General features: G+C 67.5%; 19 protein-coding genes. 6 read left to right on the top strand and 13 right to left on the bottom strand.

The genetic code is table 11. The annotated features are described in order from the left end of the window. The first annotated feature begins 38 nt into the window (after nt 1-38). The gene (locus tag HCC78_RS07330; protein ID WP_371743792.1) at nt 39-1,646 is read left to right on the top strand and encodes a mechanosensitive ion channel family protein; all 1,608 of its coding nucleotides are present in this window, start codon (nt 39-41) and stop codon (nt 1,644-1,646) included. A 54-nt stretch (nt 1,647-1,700) separates the two neighbouring features. Here the strand turns inward: HCC78_RS07330 and HCC78_RS07325 are convergent, their stop codons facing one another. Continuing rightward, entirely contained in the window at nt 1,701-2,582 is an 882-nt protein-coding gene (locus HCC78_RS07325; RefSeq protein ID WP_172328097.1) for a hypothetical protein, read from the bottom strand. Between the two features lie 179 nt (nt 2,583-2,761). Here HCC78_RS07325 and HCC78_RS07320 point away from each other — a divergent pair, with 179 nt between their 5' ends. Both HCC78_RS07320 and HCC78_RS07315 read left to right on the top strand, forming a co-directional pair. Next, nucleotides 2,762-3,640 carry an S-methyl-5'-thioadenosine phosphorylase gene (locus HCC78_RS07320; protein ID WP_172328096.1) on the top strand — a complete coding sequence of 293 codons (879 nt, stop codon included), beginning with the start codon at nt 2,762-2,764 and terminating at the stop codon, nt 3,638-3,640. 20 nt (nt 3,641-3,660) lie between these two features. Continuing rightward, nucleotides 3,661-4,191, top strand: a complete 531-nt coding sequence (locus tag HCC78_RS07315; protein WP_172328095.1) for an adenine phosphoribosyltransferase — start codon at nt 3,661-3,663, stop codon at nt 4,189-4,191. A gap of 7 nt (nt 4,192-4,198) precedes the next feature. Here the strand turns inward: HCC78_RS07315 and HCC78_RS07310 are convergent, their stop codons facing one another. The 12 genes from HCC78_RS07310 to coxB form a co-directional block, all read right to left on the bottom strand. Next, nucleotides 4,199-4,939 (bottom strand): hypothetical protein, encoded by a 741-nt coding sequence (locus tag HCC78_RS07310; protein WP_172328094.1) that lies wholly within the window; start codon nt 4,937-4,939, stop codon nt 4,199-4,201. Between the two features lie 254 nt (nt 4,940-5,193). Then, a complete protein-coding gene (locus HCC78_RS07305; protein WP_172328093.1) occupies nt 5,194-6,612 on the bottom strand; it encodes an FAD-binding oxidoreductase in 1,419 nt (472 codons plus the stop codon). Next, nucleotides 6,602-7,423, bottom strand: a complete 822-nt coding sequence (locus tag HCC78_RS07300) for an MBL fold metallo-hydrolase (RefSeq protein ID WP_172328092.1) — start codon at nt 7,421-7,423, stop codon at nt 6,602-6,604. Before HCC78_RS07300 ends, HCC78_RS07305 begins: the two co-directional genes overlap by 11 nt. Before the next feature lie 65 nt (nt 7,424-7,488). After that, on the bottom strand, nt 7,489-8,079 hold the full coding sequence (locus HCC78_RS07295; protein ID WP_172328091.1) for a GNAT family N-acetyltransferase: 591 nt from the start codon (nt 8,077-8,079) through the stop codon (nt 7,489-7,491). 11 nt (nt 8,080-8,090) lie between these two features. Beyond that, nucleotides 8,091-9,353 carry an insulinase family protein gene (locus HCC78_RS07290; protein WP_172328090.1) on the bottom strand — a complete coding sequence of 421 codons (1,263 nt, stop codon included), beginning with the start codon at nt 9,351-9,353 and terminating at the stop codon, nt 8,091-8,093. Continuing rightward, entirely contained in the window at nt 9,350-10,741 is a 1,392-nt protein-coding gene (gene thrC / locus HCC78_RS07285) for a threonine synthase (RefSeq protein ID WP_172328089.1), read from the bottom strand. The genes HCC78_RS07290 and thrC overlap by 4 nt, the downstream gene beginning before the upstream one ends. A gap of 4 nt (nt 10,742-10,745) precedes the next feature. Then, on the bottom strand, nt 10,746-11,432 hold the full coding sequence (locus HCC78_RS07280) for an SURF1 family protein (RefSeq protein ID WP_172328088.1): 687 nt from the start codon (nt 11,430-11,432) through the stop codon (nt 10,746-10,748). 109 nt (nt 11,433-11,541) lie between these two features. Next, a complete protein-coding gene (locus HCC78_RS07275) occupies nt 11,542-12,345 on the bottom strand; it encodes a cytochrome c oxidase subunit 3 (protein WP_172328087.1) in 804 nt (267 codons plus the stop codon). A gap of 6 nt (nt 12,346-12,351) precedes the next feature. Then, on the bottom strand, nt 12,352-12,936 hold the full coding sequence (locus HCC78_RS07270) for a cytochrome c oxidase assembly protein (protein ID WP_172328086.1): 585 nt from the start codon (nt 12,934-12,936) through the stop codon (nt 12,352-12,354). Beyond that, nucleotides 12,933-13,121 carry a hypothetical protein gene (locus tag HCC78_RS07265; RefSeq protein WP_172328085.1) on the bottom strand — a complete coding sequence of 63 codons (189 nt, stop codon included), beginning with the start codon at nt 13,119-13,121 and terminating at the stop codon, nt 12,933-12,935. Before HCC78_RS07265 ends, HCC78_RS07270 begins: the two co-directional genes overlap by 4 nt. After that, nucleotides 13,112-14,053: a heme o synthase gene (cyoE, locus tag HCC78_RS07260; RefSeq protein ID WP_172328084.1), complete on the bottom strand. Its 942-nt coding sequence runs from the start codon at nt 14,051-14,053 to the stop codon at nt 13,112-13,114. The genes HCC78_RS07265 and cyoE overlap by 10 nt, the downstream gene beginning before the upstream one ends. A 58-nt stretch (nt 14,054-14,111) precedes the next feature. Beyond that, entirely contained in the window at nt 14,112-14,975 is an 864-nt protein-coding gene (coxB, locus tag HCC78_RS07255; RefSeq protein WP_172328083.1) for a cytochrome c oxidase subunit II, read from the bottom strand. A gap of 177 nt (nt 14,976-15,152) precedes the next feature. Here coxB and tldD point away from each other — a divergent pair, with 177 nt between their 5' ends. The 3 genes from tldD (at nt 15,153) to topA (ending at nt 20,642) form a co-directional block, all read left to right on the top strand. Continuing rightward, complete coding sequence (gene tldD / locus HCC78_RS07250; protein WP_172328082.1) at nt 15,153-16,574, top strand: metalloprotease TldD; 1,422 nt, start codon at nt 15,153-15,155, stop codon at nt 16,572-16,574. 103 nt (nt 16,575-16,677) lie between these two features. Further along, the gene (gene dprA / locus HCC78_RS07245) at nt 16,678-17,919 is read left to right on the top strand and encodes a DNA-processing protein DprA (RefSeq protein WP_172328081.1); all 1,242 of its coding nucleotides are present in this window, start codon (nt 16,678-16,680) and stop codon (nt 17,917-17,919) included. An 89-nt stretch (nt 17,920-18,008) separates the two neighbouring features. After that, entirely contained in the window at nt 18,009-20,642 is a 2,634-nt protein-coding gene (gene topA / locus HCC78_RS07240) for a type I DNA topoisomerase (protein WP_172328080.1), read from the top strand. Nucleotides 20,643-20,645: the final 3 nt, after the last annotated feature.

Below are 20,645 nucleotides of genomic sequence, written 5' to 3'. Positions count from 1 at the left end.
AGGACGCCGCCGCGGAGGATCCCGGCCCCGCCTTGCTGGTGCGGACCGACAGCCCCCGCGACACGCTGCAATCCTTCCTGGAGCTGCGCGACGAGATGGAGCGGCAGCTGCTGGCCTATCTCGCAGCGCCGTCGCTGGCCGGGGCGCACGGGCTGGCGCTGCTCTCCGACCAGATGGTGGCGCTGCAGGATCTGGAACTCGTCCCGCCGGTGGCCCGCCGCGAGACCGGGATCGAGACCGGCGTCTACCTGATGGACATTTTCGGCCGCCTCCCGGCACCCGACCTGTCGGCCCTGCCGGACACGTCCGGGCTGGAAAGCGAGGAAGCGCGCAACGTCCGCATCCCCGGCACGCCGCTGCGGATCGTGCTGATGGAGGACGGCGACCGCGAGGGCGAGTACCTGTTCAGCGGCCAGACGGTGCAGTCCGCGCCGCGCTTCTACCGCAGCATCCGCTACCTGCCGCTCCGGACCGCACTGCCGATCGAGAGCTTCGCCAGCTTCTCGCCGCAGCTCACCGGTCCGCTCGTCCCGCCCGGCGTCCTCGCCGCCATCCCGCCGTCGCTGCGGACGCTCTGGCTGGGAACGCCCGCTTGGAAGGTTCTGGCCTTCGGGATCGTCACCGCCATCGGGATCGTCGCGGTGGCGCAGCTGCACCGTGCGGTTTCCGCCCGTCCTGTCAGCCACCGGGTGCTCGGCCTCGCCGTCAAGGCGCTGGTCCCGCTCGCGCTGGCGGCCCTGGCGGTCTGGCTGCTGCCCTTCGCGATGTTCCAGATCAACCTTGCCGGCGATTTCGCCGAATATGCCGGCAAGGCCTTCGGCGTGGTCCTCCACATCGCGCTGGCCTGGCTTTTCGCCATTGCCGTGCGGATGGCCGCGGAGTGGCTGATCCTGTCGCCGCGCATCCCCGATGAAAGCCTCGACGCGAACCTGCTGCGGCTGCTGTCGGGGCTAATCGGCATCGTCGGCGCGACGATCATCCTGGCCTTCGGCGGCCAGGCCATCGGCCTGCCGATCGCCAGCGTCCTGGCCGGTCTCGGCATCGGCGGCCTGGCCGTCGCCCTGGCGCTGCGCCCCACTCTGGAGAACCTGGTTGGCGGTGTGATGCTCTATGTCGACCGTCCCGTGCGGGTCGGAGACTTCTGCTGCTTCGGCGGCCAGATGGGCACGGTGGAGGTGATCGGCATCCGCTCGACGCGGATCCGGGCGCTCGACCGCACGCTGATCTCGGTGCCGAACGCGCAATTCGCGGACATGCAGATCATCAACTTCTCCAAGCGCGACCGGCTGCTGATCGACGAGACGCTGGGCCTGCGCTACGACACCGGCGCCGATGCGATGCGCACCGTCATCGACCGGATCCGCGCCCACCTTGCGGCAGAGCCTTCCGTCGAGCCCGCGACCCTGCGCGTGCGCTTCACCGGCTACGGCGAAAGCGCGCTGAACGTGAATGTCCGCATCTACATCATGACCGTGGACTTCGACGAGTTCCTGGCGATCCGGGAGCGACTGTTCCTCGATATCTTTGGCATCGTGCAGGACTGCGGCACGGATTTCGCCTTCCCGTCGCAGACCGTCTACCTGTCGGGCGAGGCCGGTCCTGCCCTGTCCGCCCTCCAGGCCGGAGCGCAGCGGGAACCGGCTTAGGCCGCTCCCGCGCATGGCGGCGGCTTCCGGGCCGCCGCAAGCGAAGACATGTCGTCAGAGGCGCTTCCACGGGCCGGGCACCGCCTCGCGCCGCAACTCGACATGGATCTCGGGGAAGTCGCACCCGAAGGCCAGCGCCAGCCCTGTCTTCAGCCGCGCCTGCAGCGCCGCGGCCCCCGTGGCAAGGTCGCCGCCCGCAAGGACGCCGAGCGCCGTCCCGGCGCGCACCGCCCCTTCGATCCCGGACCGCACGGCCTCGCGCAGCTCGGCGCCCGGTCCGCAATGGACCCGCGCCAGCAGGCGGCGGCGGACCGTGCGGCGGTAGAGCACCGGAACCTCGGCCGTCAGCAGGCAGCGGCCGGACACCGGGTCCGCCGCGATGCCGCGCATCTCCGGGCGCGACTGCGCCTCGGGAAAGGACATGGCAGCCAGCAGGAAGTCCATGCTGCGCCCCTGCGGGCCGTCCTCCAGCGCGAAGCCCTCGAAGGACTCGACCAGCAGCGGTTCGGCCGGGCCGTGAAGATGCGGCGGCATGGCGTGGGACGGCATTGCCGGGACAGCCGCCGGTTCCGGCACTTCCCCGGCGATCGCCGCCGCGCGCTCGGGGAAGAGATGGACGATCTGGTTGCGCGCCGCCGTCACCCGGACGCCCTTCGCCCAGCCGGGCAGGCCGTGGAGCAGGCATTCGCCCGACAGCTCGGTCTCGACCTGCAGCACTGCATCATGCGGCGGATCGGCGAGGAAGTCGAAGTCCTGGATGCCGTCCGCGGGCGGCACGGCATGGATCCGCGCCACCAGCACCGCATTGCCCCGGCCCGACGTGGGCACGCGGCCCGAGGCCCGGACGAAAAGCGCCGGCGGATCCGAGCGCACCAGCACCAGCTCGCTGATCCCGGACACCTGGGCGACGAGTTCGGCTTGCGTTCTCATTTTCATGGTCGTTCCCCCTTGGTCAACTCTGCCCCGGTTTTCGTCCCCCCGCGTGATTCCGGCGTGAATCGTCGCCCGCGCGCCGCCTGCGTCAGTTTACGCCGGTCCCTCCGGGCAGTTGGGCTTGAGCGCCGCGCGCCCCTCTGCCACCCATGGACCGGCAAGCACGGAAAGAGGACCGGAGCATGACGGAAACCTGCATCGGCGTAATCGGCGGCAGCGGCGTCTATGACATCGACGGCATCGAGGACGCGGCCTGGACCGAGGTCGCCTCGCCCTGGGGCACGCCCTCGGACGCGGTCCTGACCGGGCGGCTCGACGGGGTGAAGATGGCTTTCCTGCCGCGCCACGGCCGCGGCCATGTCCATTCGCCCTCCTCGGTGCCCTACCGCGCCAATATCGACGCGCTGAAGCGGCTGGGCGTCACCGACGTGATCAGCGTCTCGGCCTGCGGCTCGTTCCGCGAGGAAATGGCGCCGGGCGAATTCGTCGTCATCGACCAGTTCATCGACCGCACCTTCGCGCGCGAGAAATCGTTCTTCGGCGAGGGCTGCGCCGCGCATGTCTCGGTCGCGCATCCGACCTGCCCGCGCCTGGGCGACGCCTGTTTCGAGGCTGCCACGGCCGAGGGCATCACCGTCCATAGGGGCGGCACCTATCTGGCGATGGAAGGCCCGCAGTTCAGCACGCTGGCGGAATCGAGGATGTACCGCGAGGTCTGGGGCTGCGACGTGATCGGCATGACCAACATGCCCGAGGCCAAGCTCGCCCGCGAGGCCGAGCTCTGCTATGCCTCCGTCGCGATGATCACCGACTACGACAGCTGGCACGAGGATCACGGCGCTGTCGACATCACCGACATCATCCGCACGCTGACCGGCAACGCCTCGAAGGCCAAGGGGCTGGTGTCGCGGCTGCCGAAGCTGCTGGGCCCGGACCGCGCGCCCTGCCCGCATGGCTGCGACCGCGCGCTGGAATACGCCATCCTGACCGCCCCCGAAAAGCGCGACCCCGGGCTGCTGTCCCGGCTCGACGCCGTGGCGGGCCGCGTCCTCAACGCCTGATCCAGCCGGGAGCCCGCGCCTTGGACGATCTCAAGCAGTACATCCGCACCATCCCGGATTTCCCGCACGAGGGGATCCTGTTCCGCGACGTGACCACGCTCTTCGCCCATCCGGCCGGGTTCCGCATGGCGATCGACCGGCTGCTGACGCCCTATGCCGGGGCGCGGATCGATGCGGTGGTGGGGCTGGAGGCGCGCGGCTTCATCCTGGGCGGCGCGGTCGCGCACCAGCTGAGCTGCGGTTTCGTCCCGGTCCGCAAGGCCGGGAAGCTGCCGGCCGCCACCTATGCGCAGGACTACCAGCTGGAATACGGCACCGCGTCGGTGGAGATCCACACCGACGCGATCCAGCCGGGCCAGACCGTTCTGATCGTCGACGACCTTCTGGCCACAGGCGGCACCGCCGAGGCGGGGATCAAGCTGATCGAGCGCCTCGGCGGGCAGATCGCGGGCTGCGCCTTCGTCGTCGACCTGCCCGAACTGGGCGGGCGCAGGCGGCTGGAGGCGCTCGGCATGAAGGTCCACACGCTGGTGGAGTTCGAGGGGCTCTGAGCCGCGGTCACCGGACCGTGGCCGCCACCTTTTCCACCTCGGACACCTCGACCGACAGGATGCTCAGCGACTCCCGCAGCGCCACGTCCCAGCTCCGGGCCGATTCCCGCGGACAGTCCTTCTGGCCGATCACGTCGGTGCGCCGCGTCGCCTCCAGCCCGTATTTCCGGAAGGTTTCCCCGGGAATGAGGATCTGGTTGGAGTTGAACCGGTAGGCAGTGAAGAACTTGTTGTATTCCGGGATCAGCGAGAACTTGACGATGCAGATGAGGTCGCCCCGCGCGGCGCGGCGGACCATGGACTCCTCGCAGTAATCGGGCGCCCCCTGCGGCGCGCCTTCCTCCAGCTCGGTCTGTTCCGCCTGGAAGCGCATGCGCACCACGAATCCCCCGATCCGCAGGTTTCCCCTGTGATCGCCGTCAGCGGCAAGGTCGACATAGTCGAACATGCTGCCGACGAGCGGGATCGAGGCGCCGATCTCGTTGGTGAAGGTCATGTCGACCGGCCTGCGCTCCACATAGGTTTCGTGCAGCGCCATGCTGCACAGCCGGTCCCGGCGCGTGCCGTCGGCGGACACCCAGTAGATGTCGCCCGCCGAGACGCCGCCGCTGCCCTGCGCCAGCCCGAGATTCATGTCCATCTGGGCGGCGAGGTCTTCCAGCGTGACGCCGGCAAGGGTCTTGAAGGCGAAGGAGCAGGCAAGCACCAGCACGAATGCGCCCGCGAAGCAGACAATGCGTCCGAACATGTCATCCTCCTATTTCGGGCAGCAGACGTTGCCGCACGGGGTGTGCGAGCTCGGGCAGCTGACGGCCCCGGCCGGCAGGGCCAGCGAGACGGAGGACGCAAGAACGGCAAGGACGAGAAATGTCTTCATGGCAAAATTCCTTTTCTAGCGCTGCCCGCTGAAAAAATGGATTGCCTGATGACGCCTCGTGGCTTGGTAATTAACGCAAAGTTAACTTACTCAACTTTTGCGTGTAAGTCATAATTTCCCAACCTTCACGAAGTCCTGATCACCGCGCCCGGATTCATGATTCCCGCCGGATCGAGCGCCGCCTTGATCGCCCGCATCGCCGCCAGCTTGGCCGGGTCGCCGTAGCGTTCCAAATCCTCGACTTTCAGCCGGCCGATGCCGTGCTCGGCCGAGACGGACCCGCCATAGGCATGCACGAGGTCGTGGATGGTGCGCTTCACCGCGCCGCGCAGGGATTCGTATTCGGCGCGCTTGCGGCCTTCGCCGGGGAAGACGTTGTAATGCAGGTTTCCGTCGCCCAGATGGCCGAAGCAGTTCAGCCGCATCGAGCCGTCGCCGAGCGTGGCGATCAGCGCGCGGCCCTCCTCGATGAAGGCGGGGATGCGCGAGATCGGCACCGAGATGTCATGCGAGGAGACAGAGCCGATCCGGCGGTTGGCTTCGGGGATATGTTCGCGCACCGCCCAGAACTCCTGGCGCTGCGCCTCGGAGGCGGCGATCACGCCGTCGCTGACCCAGCCCTCTTCGGCGCCGGTGGCGAAGAGCGTCTCCAGCGCCTCCGTCCCGTCGATTCCCGCGGCAAGTCCGAGATCGATCAGCACCGTCCAGTCCGGCACCTCCGCGAACGGCCTGCGCAGGTCGGGCAGCTCGGCCTCGAGGAAGCGCAGCCCCTGCCCCGAGATCAGCTCGAAAGCCGAGACCTGCTCGGCCAGCTGGTTGCGTGCCGCCGACAGCAGGCGCAGCGCCGCCTCGGGGCTCTCCACGACGAAGAACCCGGTGGCGTGGCTGGCCGGGCGCGGGAAGAGCTTCAGCGTGGCGGCTGTGATGATGCCGAGCGTGCCCTCGGCGCCGATCAGAAGGTTGCGCAGGTCGTAGCCGGTATTGTCCTTGTAGAGCCGCTTCAGCCCGTGGAACACCGAGCCGTCCGGCAGCACGGCCTCTATCCCGAGGCAGAGGTCGCGGGCATTGCCGTAGCGCAGCACGTTCACGCCGCCCGCATTCACCGACAGGAGCCCGCCGATCCGGGCCGAGCCCTGCGAGGCCAGCGTCAGCGGGAACAGCATCCCGGCCGCTTCCGCCGCCTCCTGGACGGTTTGCAGGATTGCCCCGGCCTCCACCGTCATCAGCGCCTCGTCGGCATGGACCTCGCGGATCGCGGTCATCCGTTCGAGCGACACCAGCAGCGGCACCGCCCCCGTGGGCGCCACCTGCCCCGAAACCAGCCCGGTGCCGCCGCCATAGGGGATCAGCGGCAGGCCGGCGGAGGCCGCGTGGCGGACGATCTGCGCCACCTCTTCCGCCGAGCGCGGCCGGGCGAGCGCCACGGCCCGGCCGTGGAAGCGGCCGCGCGGCTCTTCCAGATAGGCTTGCGGCACCGGGACCAGGTCGATGCCCGGCAGGGCGGCGGAGAGTGCGGAAAGGTCGTCTAGCGTGTCAGTCGTCATATCGGATCAGCCGCGGTTGCAGCACCACGACAGTTGGCCGCGGCGGCAGGGTGTTCAGTGAAACCTGCATAAAGCTTTCCTCCCGCCGGTCCACCGCGAACTCGTCGGCGACGCCCGCAAGGAAGATCTCCAGCGAGCGGCCCGAGAACCAGTGCATCGGCAGCACGACCGAGGATCGCAACCGCTTCACCACGCCGATCATCGTCGGCAGGTCCAGCGTCATGCCGCCGTCCACGGGGACCATCACCACGTCGAGCCGCCCCAGTGCGGCGTATTGCGCATCGGTGGGCTCGTGATGGAGATGGCCCATATGGCCGATGCAGAGCCCCTCGGTCTCGAAGACGAAGATCGAATTGCCGTTGGCCTCGGCCCCGCCATAGCCGCGGATGTCGGTGGAGACCGAGCGGACCAGCAGGTTGCCGAGCTGCAGGTAGTGGTCCGCCGGGCTGCCATCCGCTGTCCAGCCGGGAAGCACATGCGGAATGCGCGGATCGGGCTGGGCCGTCCAGTGGCTGGTATGGCCCTTGTTCATCGTCGCCACCTCGGGGAAGAACCCGGCATCGCCGAGATAGCCGGCGTAATCCGTGACGATCGTGTGCTCTTCGGTGTCGCGGATGACGAACATCGAATGGGCGATATAGCCGATCTGCACGGTGTACTCGGCCAGCGGATCAGCCAGGCTCGCCGGGATGACGCGCATCCCCGGCACGTTCTCGACCAGCGAAATGCAGTGGCTCGGGCGCCAGTCCGCGTCCTGGGCCAGGACGGGCGCGGCGGTCAGGCAGGCAAGGAAAGCGGCAAGAATGCGCATCGCGGAACCCTCCGTTTGTACCGGAGGGTAACGCGGGCTTGAAGCGGTGCAGGGTCACTTTCGCGTCAGACGGCGCCGATCTCGGTCCGGCCGCGCCGGTCGCTGCGCAGATTGGCGTAAAGCACATGATTGCGCCAGCGGCCGTTGATCTGCAGGTAGCTCTGGGCGACGCCCTCGTATTTGAACCCGCAGGACTCCAGCAATCCCCGCGAGGCGGCGTTCTCCGGCAGGCAGGCGGCCTGCAGCCGCGACAGGTCCATCACCTGGAAGCTGTGATGCACCAGCGACTGGATCGCCTCGCGCATGTAGCCCTGCCGGGCATGGCGCTCGCCGATCCAGTAGCCGATGGTGCCGTCCTGCGCGGGGCCGCGGCGGATGTTGTCGAGCGTGATCGCGCCCAGCAGTTCCTCGTCCTCCTGCCGGATCAGGAACAGCGGCACGCCGGTGCCGTTGGCGATCACCCGCTGCGCCCAGTAGACCCGGCTGGTAAAGGCCTTCCGCGTCAGGTGGTCCGGGGCCCAGGTGGGCTCCCATGGGACCAGGAAGGCCTGGCTTTCGCGGCGCAGCGCCGTCCAGGCGTTGAAATCCGAATGCTGCGGCGGCCTCAGCAGCAGCCTTTCGGACAGGAGCCGGACCCGGCGCTTGCGTGCGATCATCGGCGGGGACCTCAGGCGGCCAGACGGCTCCTCAGCTCCTCGATCGGGGGAGCCTGGACCGCGGGACCGTAGACCGCCATCGCCAGCGGCGAGCTGGTCACCAGTCCGGCGCCGAAATCCTTCAGCCGCTGCGCATCGACCGCCTCGATATTCTCGATCGTCTCCTCGATCGACGGCACGCGGTCCCAGATCGACAGAACGCGGGCCAGCCGTTCGGCCCGGGCCGACGGGCTTTCCAGCCCCATCAGCAGCCCGGCCTTCATCTGCGCCCGCGCCCGCGAGATCTCGGCTTCGGTCAGCCCGCCGACGGACTTGCGGATCTCGTCCATGGTGATCGCGCAGAGCTCGCCCAGCTGCTCGCCGGAGGTGCCTGCATAGATCGTGGTCATGCCGGTATCGCTGTAGGCCGACGCCTGGGCGAAGATCGAGTAGCATAGGCCGCGCTTCTCCCGGATCTCCTGGAACAGCCGTGAGGACATGCCGCCGCCGAGCGCGGTGGCGAAGATCTGCGCGGTGTAGATGCCCGGATCGCGGTAGCTGGGGCTTTCGAAGGCCAGCGTGAAATGCACCTGCTCCAGCGTCTTCTGCTCGCGGCGCTCTCCGCCCGCGAATTTCGCCGGTTCCGGGATCTCGAAGGAGCTGGATTTCAGATGGCCGAACAGTGACTCGGCCTGCTTGACGATCTTGTCGTGATCGACCGCGCCGGCGGCCGAAAGGATCATCTGTCCCGGGCCGTAGCGCTCGGCCACGAATTTCGACAGATCCTCGCGTGAAAAGGCGCCGACCCGCTCGGCCGGGCCGAGGATGGTGCGGCCGAGCGCCTGGCCGGGATAGGACACTTCCTGCAGCCAGTCGAAGACGACGTCGTCCGGCGTGTCGAGCGCCTGGCCGATCTCCTGCAGGATCACGCCGCGCTCCACCTCGATCTCGCGCAGGTCGAACAGCGGGTTCAGCACGATGTCGGACACCACGTCAAGCGCCAGCGGCACGTCCTCTTCGAGGACGCGGGTGTAGTAGGCGGTCATCTCGCGCGAGGTGTAGGCGTTGATGTAGCCGCCGACATCCTCGATCGCCTCGGCGATCTCCAGGGCACTGCGGGTCTTGGTGCCCTTGAACGCCATGTGTTCGAGGAAATGGGCAATGCCGTTCTGTTCGGGGCGTTCGTGTCGCCCCCCGGCATTGATCCACAATCCGAGCGATGCCGACTTGAGGCCCGGCATGTGCTCGGTAACGATGCGCAGCCCGTTGGGCAGCCTGTGGATCTGAACAGTCACGCGGAAATCAACCCTTCAATAGTCTCCTCCAGCACCGCCAGGTCGTTGGCAACCGGCAGCACCCTTTCGGAACGGTCATAAAGATCCGCCATGCGCTTGGGAAGGGGGGGGCGGATGCCAATCGCCGCATGGACGGCATCGGGGAACTTTGCCGGATGCGCGGTGGCCAGGGTGATCATCGGAACGGCAGGATCGAGGTTCTCCAGGGCCACTTTCACGCCGACGGCGCTGTGCGGGCACAGGACCTCGCCGGTCGCGGCGAAGGTTTCGGCGATCTGAGTCGCTGTCTCCTCCTCGCTGGCGCGGCCCGAGGAGAAAGTCTCGCGCAGCCTGTCGAGCACGCCCTGGCTGATTTCGAACCCGCCTTCTGACTTCAGTTCGTCCATCAGCCGCGCCACGGCGGCGCCGTCGCGGTCATAGGCGTCGAACAGCGCGCGCTCGAAGTTGGAACTGACCTGGATGTCCATCGACGGGCTGATCGAGGGCGTGACGCCCTCCTTGCGGTGCTGACCGGTGGCGATGGTGCGGTGCAGGATGTCGTTCTGGTTGGTGGCAATCACCAGCCGGTCGATCGGCAGCCCCATCCGCTTGGCGATGTAGCCCGCGAAGATGTCGCCGAAATTCCCCGTCGGCACGGTGAAGCTGACCTTGCGCGCGGGCGCGCCGAGGCTGACGGCGGAGGTGAAGTAGTAGACGACCTGCGCCAGAACCCGCGCCCAGTTGATCGAGTTGACCCCGGCCAGCTTCACCCGGTCGCGGAACTCGAAATGGTTGAACATGTCCTTCAGCCGCGCCTGGCAGTCGTCGAAATCGCCTTCCACGGCCAGCGCATGGACATTTGCTGCCGCCGGCGTGGTCATTTGGCGGCGCTGCACCTCGGAGACGCGGCCATGCGGGTACATGATGAAGACATCGACCGCGTCGAGACCGCCGAAGGCCTCGATCGCCGCCGAGCCGGTGTCACCGCTCGTCGCGCCGACGATGGTCACGCGGTCGCCGCGCCGCTTCAGCGCGGTCTCGAACATCTGGCCGATCAGCTGCATCGCGAAGTCCTTGAAGGCCAGGGTCGGCCCGTGGAACAGCTCGCAAAGGAAATGGTTCGGGCCCAGCTGCACCAGCGGCGCGCGGGCAGCATGGCCGAAGCCTTCGTAGGCACGGGCGATGATGCCGCGGAATTCCTCGTCGGTGAAGGCATCGCCGGTGAAGGGGCGCATCACGCGGAAGGCCGCCTCCTCGTAGGAGAGCCCGGCCAGAGCGGCGATCTCCGCCTCGCTGAAGGACGGGATGGCCTCGGGGACGTAGAGCCCGCCGTCGCGCGCAAGACCGGTCAGCATCGCCTCTTCGAAGCTCAGGACGGGCGCGTTTCCGCGGGTCGAGACATAGCGCATTTCGTTACCTTTCCAGATACCGCCGCCGGCGGATGCGGGCCAGCCATAGGACGGTCATGCCCGCCCAGACGATCGCGAGACCGAACCAGGTGACGGCATATTGCAGATGATTGTTCGCGATCCGCGACGGATCGGGCTCCGAGGACAGGATCAGCGGATTGCCCAGGTCGCGGGCGCTGGCGATGACCAGCAGCGGCTCGGTCCCCAGTTCCTCGGCCATTGCCGGGAGATCGCGCGCGTACCAGACATTGGTGCCCGCATCGTGCCCGGGGGTGAACAGGTCGACCTCCTGCGGCCAGTAGAGGATGCCGGTGCCGGAAAAGCGCGGCAGCGTCTCCAGCTGGTCCAGAACCTCCGGTGCGGCATTGCCGATCTCCAGCAGCACGCGGCGGCCGTTCTCCAGCTCCAGCGGCCGGATGAGGCGCATGCGCACGCCGCCGCCGCCCGCTTGGGGAATGAAGACCAGCGCCAGCTCGCTGCCGACGCGGCCATGCAGAGCCACCGGACGGAACCGGTCCGATGCCGGGTCGGGATGCTCTGGCAGCGCGACCGGATCGAGCTCCATGCGCGCGGCGATCTCGGCCAGAAGGGCCTCTTTCCACTGCAGCCGGTGCACCTGCCAGACGCCCAGCCCGACGAGGATCGCGGTGCCGAGCACGCCGATCAGCAGCGGGGCGATATACCTGGACATGCACGGCCTCCTCTCGCGGCAGGGGCGCGGATCCTCCGATCCGCGCCCCTGCTCTTGTCCGAAATCCCGCCCCGGCGCAAGCGGACCCGCGCCCCGGGCGTCAAATGGTTCAGGACGATCCCCAGATGTAGACCGCCGCGAAGAGGAACAGCCAGACCACGTCGACGAAGTGCCAGTACCAGGCCGCCGCCTCGAAGCCGATATGGCTTTCGGGGCTGAAATGGCCGCGGGTCGCCCGGATCAGGCAGACGGTCAGGAAGATCGTGCCGATGATCACGTGCGCGCCGTGGAAGCCCGTCGCCATGAAGAAGTTCGCGCCGTAGATGTTGCCGGCGAACCCGAAGGCGGCATGGCTGTATTCATAGGCCTGGAAGGCGGTGAACATCACCCCCAGCACGATGGCGATGAACAGCCCGGTCTGCAGGTCCTTGCGGTTGTTCTCGTGCACCAGCGCATGGTGCGCCCAGGTGGCGGCGCAGCCCGAGCAGAGCAGGATCAGCGTGTTGATCAGCGGCAGGTGCCAGGGGTCGAAGGTCTCGATCCCCGCGGGCGGCCACTGGCCGTCGACCAGCGGGCTCTGCGGGCCCATCGGGTACATCGCATGCTTGAAGAAGGACCAGAACCAGGCCGCGAAGAACATCACCTCCGACATGATGAAGAAGATGAAGCCGTAGCGCAGGCTCATCTGCACCACCGGGGTGTGGTCGCCCGCGAAATTCTCGGCGATGGTGTCGCCCCACCAGCCCCACATCGTGTAGAGCACCGCGATCAGCCCCGCGAGGAAGATCCAGGGCATCGAGCCATGCATCCACAGCACCGCGCCGAAGAGCATCGTGAAGGCCCCGACCGCGCCGATGAAAGGCCAGATCGAAGGCGGCAGGACGTGGTAGTCATGGTTCTTGGCATGCGCCATTTCGGTTTATCCTCCCTTGGGCGTCTCCGCAGCACTGCCCGGGACCGCCTCCGCACGGTCTTCGGGCAGATCGGTTTCGTAGAACGTGTAGGACAGCGTGATCGTGTGGACGAATTTCGCGTCCCGGTCGGTCACGATCTCCGGATCGACATAGAAGGTGACCGGCATCTGCGCGGTCTCGCCCGGCTTCAGCACCTGCATGGTGAAGCAGAAGCAGTCGATCTTGGTGAAGAACCCGCCCGCCTCGTAGGGCGTGACATTGTAGGTTGCGGAGCCGGCGATGGTCCGGTCGGTCGGGTTCGTCGCCTCGTAGAAGGCAATGCCGGTCTCGCCGATCTTCAGCTTCATCTCGCGCTGGAGCGGCTTGAATTCCCAGGGCATGTTGCGGTCCTTGGAGGCGTCGAAGCGGATCGTCACCTCCCGGTCCAGAACGTGGTCGGCGCCCTGCACGGCGACGCTGGTGGCGCCGCCGAATCCGGTCACCCGGCAGAACCAGCTGTAGAAGGGCACGGCGGCCCAGGCCATGGCCCCCATGAAGAGAACCGTGCCGATCGTGGCAGCGAGCGTCTTCCGGGTGCCGTCGAGCTTCATCCGCCCTGCCCCTGTGCCAATTCCGGCCGGACCACGTGGTCGAAGGCCTGGGTCGCGCCGCCGCCCGACACCTTCGCGACGGTCAGCCCGAAGACCAGCGCCACGAAGCAGGCAAGGCAGAGCCCGACCCCAAGGTTGCGCCCGAAGCGGCGCGCATGGATTTCATGCAGCCGTGTTATGGCCATATGTGAAGTCCCCAGCCGAGGGCGCGGAACGTGGCATCCGCCAGCAGCGCGCCGAACATCGCGAAGAGATAGAGCAGCGAGAACTTGAAGACCCGCTTCTCGGTTGCGTAGCTGTCGGCCACCGCCTGTTCCGTGCTGCGCCGGAAGATCGCCCAGGCGCCCTTGAGGAACAGCAGGTTCAGCACCACCGCCGCGGCGAGGGTCGCCGGGCCGCCGATCGAGGTGAAGGCCAGCGCCACGCCGACCGGCGCGAGCAGCACCGTGTAGGCCAGGATGTGGCGGCGGGTGGCGTCATGGCCGTGGGTCACGGTCAGCATCGGCACCCCGGCCTCGCTGTAGTCGGACTTCATGAAGAGCGCGAGCGCCCAGAAATGGGGCGGCGTCCACATGAAGGTCAGCAGGAACATCAGCACCGACTCGACCGAGATCCCGCCGGTGGCCGCGGCCCAGCCGATCATCGGCGGGAAGGCCCCGGCGGCGCCGCCGATGACGATGTTCTGCGGTGTCCAGCGCTTCAGCCACATCGTGTAGATCACGACATAGAAAAAGATCGTGAACGCCAGCAGCGCCCCGGCCATGACGTTGGCCGCGAGGCCCAGCATGACCACGGACAGGCCCGACAGCGCCAGTCCCAGCGCCAGCGCCTCCTCGGATCCGACCTTTCCCGAGGGAATCGGCCGGCGCTGCGTGCGGGTCATGATGCGGTCGATATCGGCATCCCACCACATGTTGAGCGCCCCCGAGGCGCCCCCGCCGATGGCGATGAACAGGATCGCCGCGAAGCCGACGACGGGGTGCACGGGCACCGGCGCGACCAGCAGGCCGACCAGCGCGGTGAAGACGACAAGCGACATCACCCGCGGCTTCAACAGGGCTACGTAGTCGCCGAAACCGGCTTCGCGCTCATTTGTAATGACAGCAGAATCAGTCATCTAGCCTTCCATGAGGATCCGCCTGCCGCGGATCCCGCAAAGTTGCCTCCCTCAAGGTTCAATCGGCCGAAGCCACCTTCAGGGAAGACGGCAGGCCGGCATATTCCGCCTTAGCGCTTTCGAGCCACTGCGCATAGGCCTCCTCGCTGACCGCCTTGATGGTGATCGGCATGAAGGCATGGTCCTTGCCGCAGAGTTCGGAGCACTGGCCGAAATAGACCCCCTCCTTTTCGATCTTGAACCAGGCCTGTGCAAGCCGTCCCGGCACTGCATCCTGCTTCACTCCGAAGGAGGGCATCGCCCAGGAGTGGATCACGTCCGCCCCCGTGATCTGGACCACGATCACCTTGCCCACCGGCAGGACCAGCGGAGAGTCGACCGCCAGAAGGTATTCGTCGTCATTGTAGCCGTATTCCGCGAGCTGTTCCCGCGGCAGCAGGAAGCTGTCGTAGCCGAATCCCTCGTCGACATATTCATAGCCCCAGAACCACTGGTAGCCGGTCACCTTGATGGTCATGTCGCCATCGGGAATTTCCTGCTGCTTGAACAGGATCGGCAGGGAGAAGGCGCCGATGAAGACCAGGATCAGGATCGGCACGATCGTCCAGGCGACTTCCAGCGGCGAATTGTGGGTGAAGCCCGCCGGCTTGGGGTTGGACCTGTGGTTGTAGCGGATCACCACCCAAGCCATCAGCGCGGTCACCAGCAGCACGATCACGGTGATGATCACCAGGATGAACCCGTCGAGCCAGTGGATGTCGCGCGCCAGCTCGGTCGCCGCGGGCTGGAACCCGATGCCGCCCTGATGCGGCTTGCCGATGGTCTCCAGCTGCCCGAGGGCTTCCTGCGCGAAAACGGCCGGTCCGGACAGCATGGCCGCAAGCGCAGCTGCCGGACTGGCCAATGACTTGGTCAGTCGCATGTTTCCTCCCATGTACGCCATCCCGGCACGCGACGCGGCGGCTTGACCTTCCGGCCCGCGCGGGGTGTTCTTTCCGATGACCGGTCTTCCGCCGGCACTTTCTGCATTCGACTAAAACGCAGCCGTGCCCGGAGGTCCACAAGAATTTGATCTCGATCAGAAAACAAAGGAAACGAGATGGCACTCCAGCCCTTCGCCCCGTTCGAGACGGGCCTTGACCGCGACACCGCGCAGGGGCTTGTCGCCGAGGCAACCCGCGGCGCCGATGACGGCGAGCTGTTCCTGGAGCGCCGCCGCTCGGAGGTCCTGGCCTTCGACGACGGGCGGCTCCGGACGGCAAGTTTCGATGCCTCCGAGGGATTCGGCCTGCGCGCGGTGAAGGGCGAGACCGCGGGCTATGCGCATTCGACGGAAATCTCCGAGCAGGCTTTGCGCCGCGCCGTGGCGACGGCGCGGCTGGCCGTTGGCGAGGGCGGCGGCGTGATGGCCGACGCGCCGCAGGGCACCAACCGGCATCTCTACAGGGCCTTCGACCCGATCGAGGACGCCGCCTTCCCGGTGAAGGTGGAGACCCTGCGCGAGATCGACTCCTTCGCCCGCGACCTCGACAAGCGCGTGGTGCAGGTTTCGGCGACCATTGCGGCCTCCCTGCAGCAGGTGGTGATCCTGCGGGCCGACGGCCACATGGTCGAGGACACCCGCCCGATGACCCGGCTGTCCGTCTCCGTCATCGTCGAGCAGAACGGCCGCCGCGAAAGCGGCAATGCCGGCGGCGGCGGCCGCACCGCGCTGACCGGGCTGCTGGAGCCGGAGCTGTGGCAATCATCGGTGAAGGAGGCGCTGCGCATCGCACTGGTGAACCTTGAGGCCGTCCCCGCCCCCGCGGGCCAGATGGACGTCGTGCTGGGCTGCGGATGGCCGGGCGTCATGCTGCACGAGGCGGTGGGCCACGGGCTGGAAGGCGATTTCAACCGCAAGGGCAGCTCCGCCTTTGCCGGGCTGATGGGCCAGCAGGTCGCGGCCAAGGGCGTGACGGTTCTGGACGACGGCACGATCCCCGACCGGCGCGGCTCGATCACCGTCGATGACGAGGGCACGCCCTCGGAGCGCACCGTGCTGATCGAGGACGGCGTGCTGGTCGGCTACATGCAGGACCGCCAGAACGCGCGGCTGATGGGCGTGAAGCCCACCGGCAACGGCCGCCGCCAGAGCCATGCCCATATCCCGATGCCGCGCATGACCAACACCTACATGCTGGGCGGCGACGCCACGCCGGATGACGTCCTGTCGGAACTGAAGGACGGGATCTATGCCGTCGGCTTCGGCGGCGGCCAGGTCGACATCACCAACGGCAAGTTCGTCTTCAACTGCACCGAGGCCTACCGCGTCAAGGACGGCAAGGTGGGCGCGCCGGTGCGCGGCGCAACCCTGATCGGCGACGGACCGGCGGCAATGAAGCGAATCCGTGCGATCGCAAACGACATGGCGCTCGACCCGGGAATCGGCAATTGCGGAAAATCCGGGCAATGGGTGCCGGTCGGCGTGGGCCAGCCGACGCTTCTCATGGGCGGCCTGACGGTCGGTGGCGCGGGATCGTGAAAAAAGCGAGATATTCCATTTTTTCTCGACTGGCCCTGCATCCGTTCACCCAGCGTTAACCTTAAGAACGCCATGTTGGCTTCACCCCTCGGGCGGAGCTGCGATGACCAAGACACTGTATTCTTCCATCCCCACACCCCTCACCCCACCCAAGTTGGAAGAAGACAGGTTATCGTGGCTCCGCCTATTTCGATCCCGCCGGGTCGGGGTGGCAACTTTCCACAGATTGATCGACGAACACGGCACCGCGGCAGCGGCGCTCGAGGCCCTGCCCGAGGTGGCGCGCGCAGCCGGAGTCGCGGATTACGCGCCCTGCTCCGTCGAGGCCGCGCGGGCGGAAATGAAGGCGGCCCGCAAATGCGGCGCGCGCCTCGTCTGCCTTGGCGATCCCGACTATCCGGCGCTACTCGCCGAAACCGCCGACGCGCCGCCGCTGCTCTGGGCAGCCGGGCGGACCGAGCTTCTCCACGCCCCGATGATCGCCCTTGTGGGCGCCCGCAATGCGTCGTCTCTGGGCGAGCGCATGGCGCGTTTGCTCGCCGGCGCGCTCGGCGAGGCAGGCTTCGCCGTGGTCTCCGGACTGGCGCGCGGCATCGACGCGGCCGCCCATGGCGCCTCCCTCCGCACCGGCACCGTCGCCGTGCTCGCAGGCGGCGTCGATGCCGTCTACCCGCAGGAAAACGCAGTGCTTTTCCGCGAAATCGGCCGCGATGGCCTGCGCCTGTCGGAACAGGCGATCGGGCTGCAGCCGCAGTCGCGGCACTTCCCGCCCCGCAACCGCATCATCTCGGGGCTGGCGCATGGCGTCGTCGTGGTCGAGGCAGCGGCGCGCTCCGGCAGCCTGATCACCGCGCGTGCCGCGCTCGACCAGGGGCGCGAGGTCATGGCGGTGCCGGGCCATCCCTTCGACGCCCGCGCTTCGGGCTGCAACATGCTGATCCGCGACGGCGCCCGCCTTGTGCGCGGAATCGACGACATCGTAGAGGCGCTGGGGCCGCTCGCCCTGCCGGAGAAGCGGGTTGCGTCAAACTGGCGCGATCAGGCGCTGCAGCACCAGGCCGCGATCTCCCGTCCCGACCCTGCCCGGGCGCCGCTGCGGCGCGGCAGCGGACGCGCCGCGAATGGCGGCCATCCGCCCGCCCCCGCCGACCCGCGCCCGGCGGCCCAGGTCGTGCCCCTGCATCAGCAAATCCTCTCCCGCATCGGTCCTTCGCCCATCGCAGAGGACCAGCTGATCCGCGATCTCGGCCTGCCCGCCAGCGAGCTGTCGCCGGTGCTTCTGGCGCTGGAGCTGGAGGGCCGCATCGCCCGCCAGAGCGGCGGACTCGTCAGCCTGGCCGACTGACCGGGTCTAGCCTGCATGGATTGACATTCAGGATGCAACGGCCACATCTACCCGGCAGTTTCAAGACTGTCAGTCCGAGAAGAGCGTGAATGCCCGTCGTCGTCGTCGAATCCCCGGCCAAAGCCAAGACTATCAACAAGTATCTGGGATCCGACTATACGGTCCTGGCCTCCTACGGCCATGTCCGCGACCTGCCGCCCAAGAACGGCTCCGTCGATCCCGACAAGGATTTCGAGATGCTGTGGGAGATCGCCTCCGACAGCAGGAAGCACGTCAAGGCGATCGCCGACGCGCTGGCCAATGACGACGCGCTGATCCTCGCGACCGACCCCGACCGCGAGGGAGAGGCGATTTCCTGGCACCTCCAGGAGGCGCTGACCAAGCGCAAGGCGATCAAGAAGACCACCGACGTCAAGCGCGTGGTCTTCAACGCGATCACCAAGTCGGCCGTCACCACCGCGATGAAATCGCCCCGCGATGTCGACATGGAACTGGTGGAGGCCTACCTGGCCCGCCGTGCCCTCGACTATCTCGTCGGCTTCAACCTGTCGCCGGTGCTCTGGCGAAAGCTGCCCGGCGCCAAGTCCGCCGGCCGCGTGCAATCCGTCTGCCTCCGCCTGATCGTCGAGCGCGAAATGGAGATCGAGGCCTTCCGCGCCCAGGAATACTGGACCGTCAAGGCGCTGCTGAAGACGCCGCGCAACCAGACGCTGGAGGCCCGCCTGACCGTTCTGGGCGGCAAGAAGCTCGACAAGTTCGACATTCCCACCAGCGAAGCTGCGGACCTAGCGGTGCAGGCGATCCGCTCACGCGACCTTTCGGTCAAGTCGGTCGAAGCGCGCCCCGGCAGCCGCAATCCGTCGCCGCCGTTCATGACCTCGACGCTGCAGCAGGAAGCCAGCCGGAAATTCGGCATGGGCGCGCGCCAGACCATGTCGGCGGCACAGCGGCTCTACGAGGCGGGCCACATCACCTACATGCGGACCGACGGCATCGACATGGCGCCCGAGGCGGTGACCTCCGCGCGCGACGCGATCAAGGCGCGCTACGGCGCCGAATACCTGCCGGAAAAGCCGCGGACCTACAAGAACAAGGCCAAGAACGCGCAGGAAGCCCACGAATGCATCCGGCCGACCGAGATGTCGACCGCGCCGGACGAGCTGAAGATTTCCGATGCCGACCAGCGCAAGCTCTACGACCTGATCTGGAAGCGCACGCTGGCCAGCCAGATGGAGGCCGCGCGGCTGGAACGCACCACGATGGAGGTCTTTTCCGCCGACGGCCAGGTCGGGCTGCGCGCCACCGGACAGGTGATCCTGTTCGACGGCTTCCTAAAGGTCTACGAGGAAGGCCGCGACGAGCCCGAGGATGACGACGACCGCCGCCTGCCGCAGGTCGCCGAAGGCGAGCCGATGAAGAAGGACGGGGTCACGCCCGAGCAGCATTTCACCCAGCCGCCGCCGCGCTATACCGAGGCAACGCTGGTGAAGAAGATGGAGGAGCTCGGCATCGGGCGGCCCTCCACCTATGCCTCGATCGTCACCACGATCCAGGACCGCGGCTACGTCACCAAGGAACAGAACCGGCTGATCCCCGAGGACAAGGGGCGGCTGGTGACGATTTTCCTCACCAAGTATTTCCGGCGCTACGTCGAGTACGACTTCACCGCCGGGCTGGAAAACGAGCTCGACGACGTTTCGGCGGGCAGCCGCGACTACAAGGAGGTGCTGCGGCAGTTCTGGCGCGATTTCTCGGCGGCGATCGAGGAAACCGCCGACCTGCGCATCTCCGAAGTGCTCGACCAGATCGACGAGGCGCTGGCGCCGCATCTCTACCCGCCCAAGGAAGACGGCACCGACCCGCGGATCTGCCCGAATTGCGGCACCGGACGGCTGTCGATGCGCACGGCGCGCTCCGGCGGCGCCTTCATCGGCTGCTCGAACTATCCCGAATGCCGCTTCACCCGCCCCTTCGGCCCGCCGCTCGAAGGCGACGAGGCCGCCCGCGCGATCCCGCCCGAAGGCAAGCTGCTGGGCGAGGATGCTGGCGAGGAAATCCGCGTCTTCAAGGGCCGGTTCGGCCCTTATGTCCAGCGCGGCCCGGCGACCGACGAGAATCCGAAGCCGCCGCGCCAGTCCGTGCCGAAAGCCTGGCCGCCCGAGGATGTCACGCTGGAACAGGCCGTGAAGCTGCTGTCCCTGCCGCGCGAGATCGGCCCCCACCCCGAGGACGGGGTGATGATCTGGGCCAATCTCGGCCGCTACGGGCCCTATCTGAAGCACGCCGACTCGATTTCCAACAAGGGCGGCACGAACGCCAACCTCGATGATGTCGAAGAGGTCTTCACCATCGGCATGAACCGCGCGGTGGAGGTGCTGGCCGCCAAGCCCAAGCGCGGGAAGCCGGCCGCGACCAAGCCGCTGAAGGAACTCGGCGAGCATCCCGAAGGCGGCGAGCTGTCGGTGATGAAGGGCCGCTACGGGCCCTATGTCAAATGGGGCAAGGTCAACGCGACGCTGCCGGAAACGGTGGAGCCCGAGGACGTGACGCTGGATCTGGCGGTCGAGCTGGTCAATGCCCGCGCGACCAAGTCCGGCGCCAAGAAGGGCACGGCGAAGAAGGCTGCGGCCAAGAAACCGGCCGCCAAGAAGACCGCAGCGAAAAAGCCCGCTGCCAAGAAGGCGGCGAAGAAGGACGGCGAAGGCCCGGACGTCCTGGAATAGCGC

Source organism: Mangrovicoccus sp. HB161399, from assembly GCF_013184745.1.
In the GTDB taxonomy this organism is placed as follows: domain Bacteria; phylum Pseudomonadota; class Alphaproteobacteria; order Rhodobacterales; family Rhodobacteraceae; genus Mangrovicoccus.
Note: the sequence above shows the minus strand (reverse complement) of the source record. Positions and strands in the feature narration are given on the sequence as shown.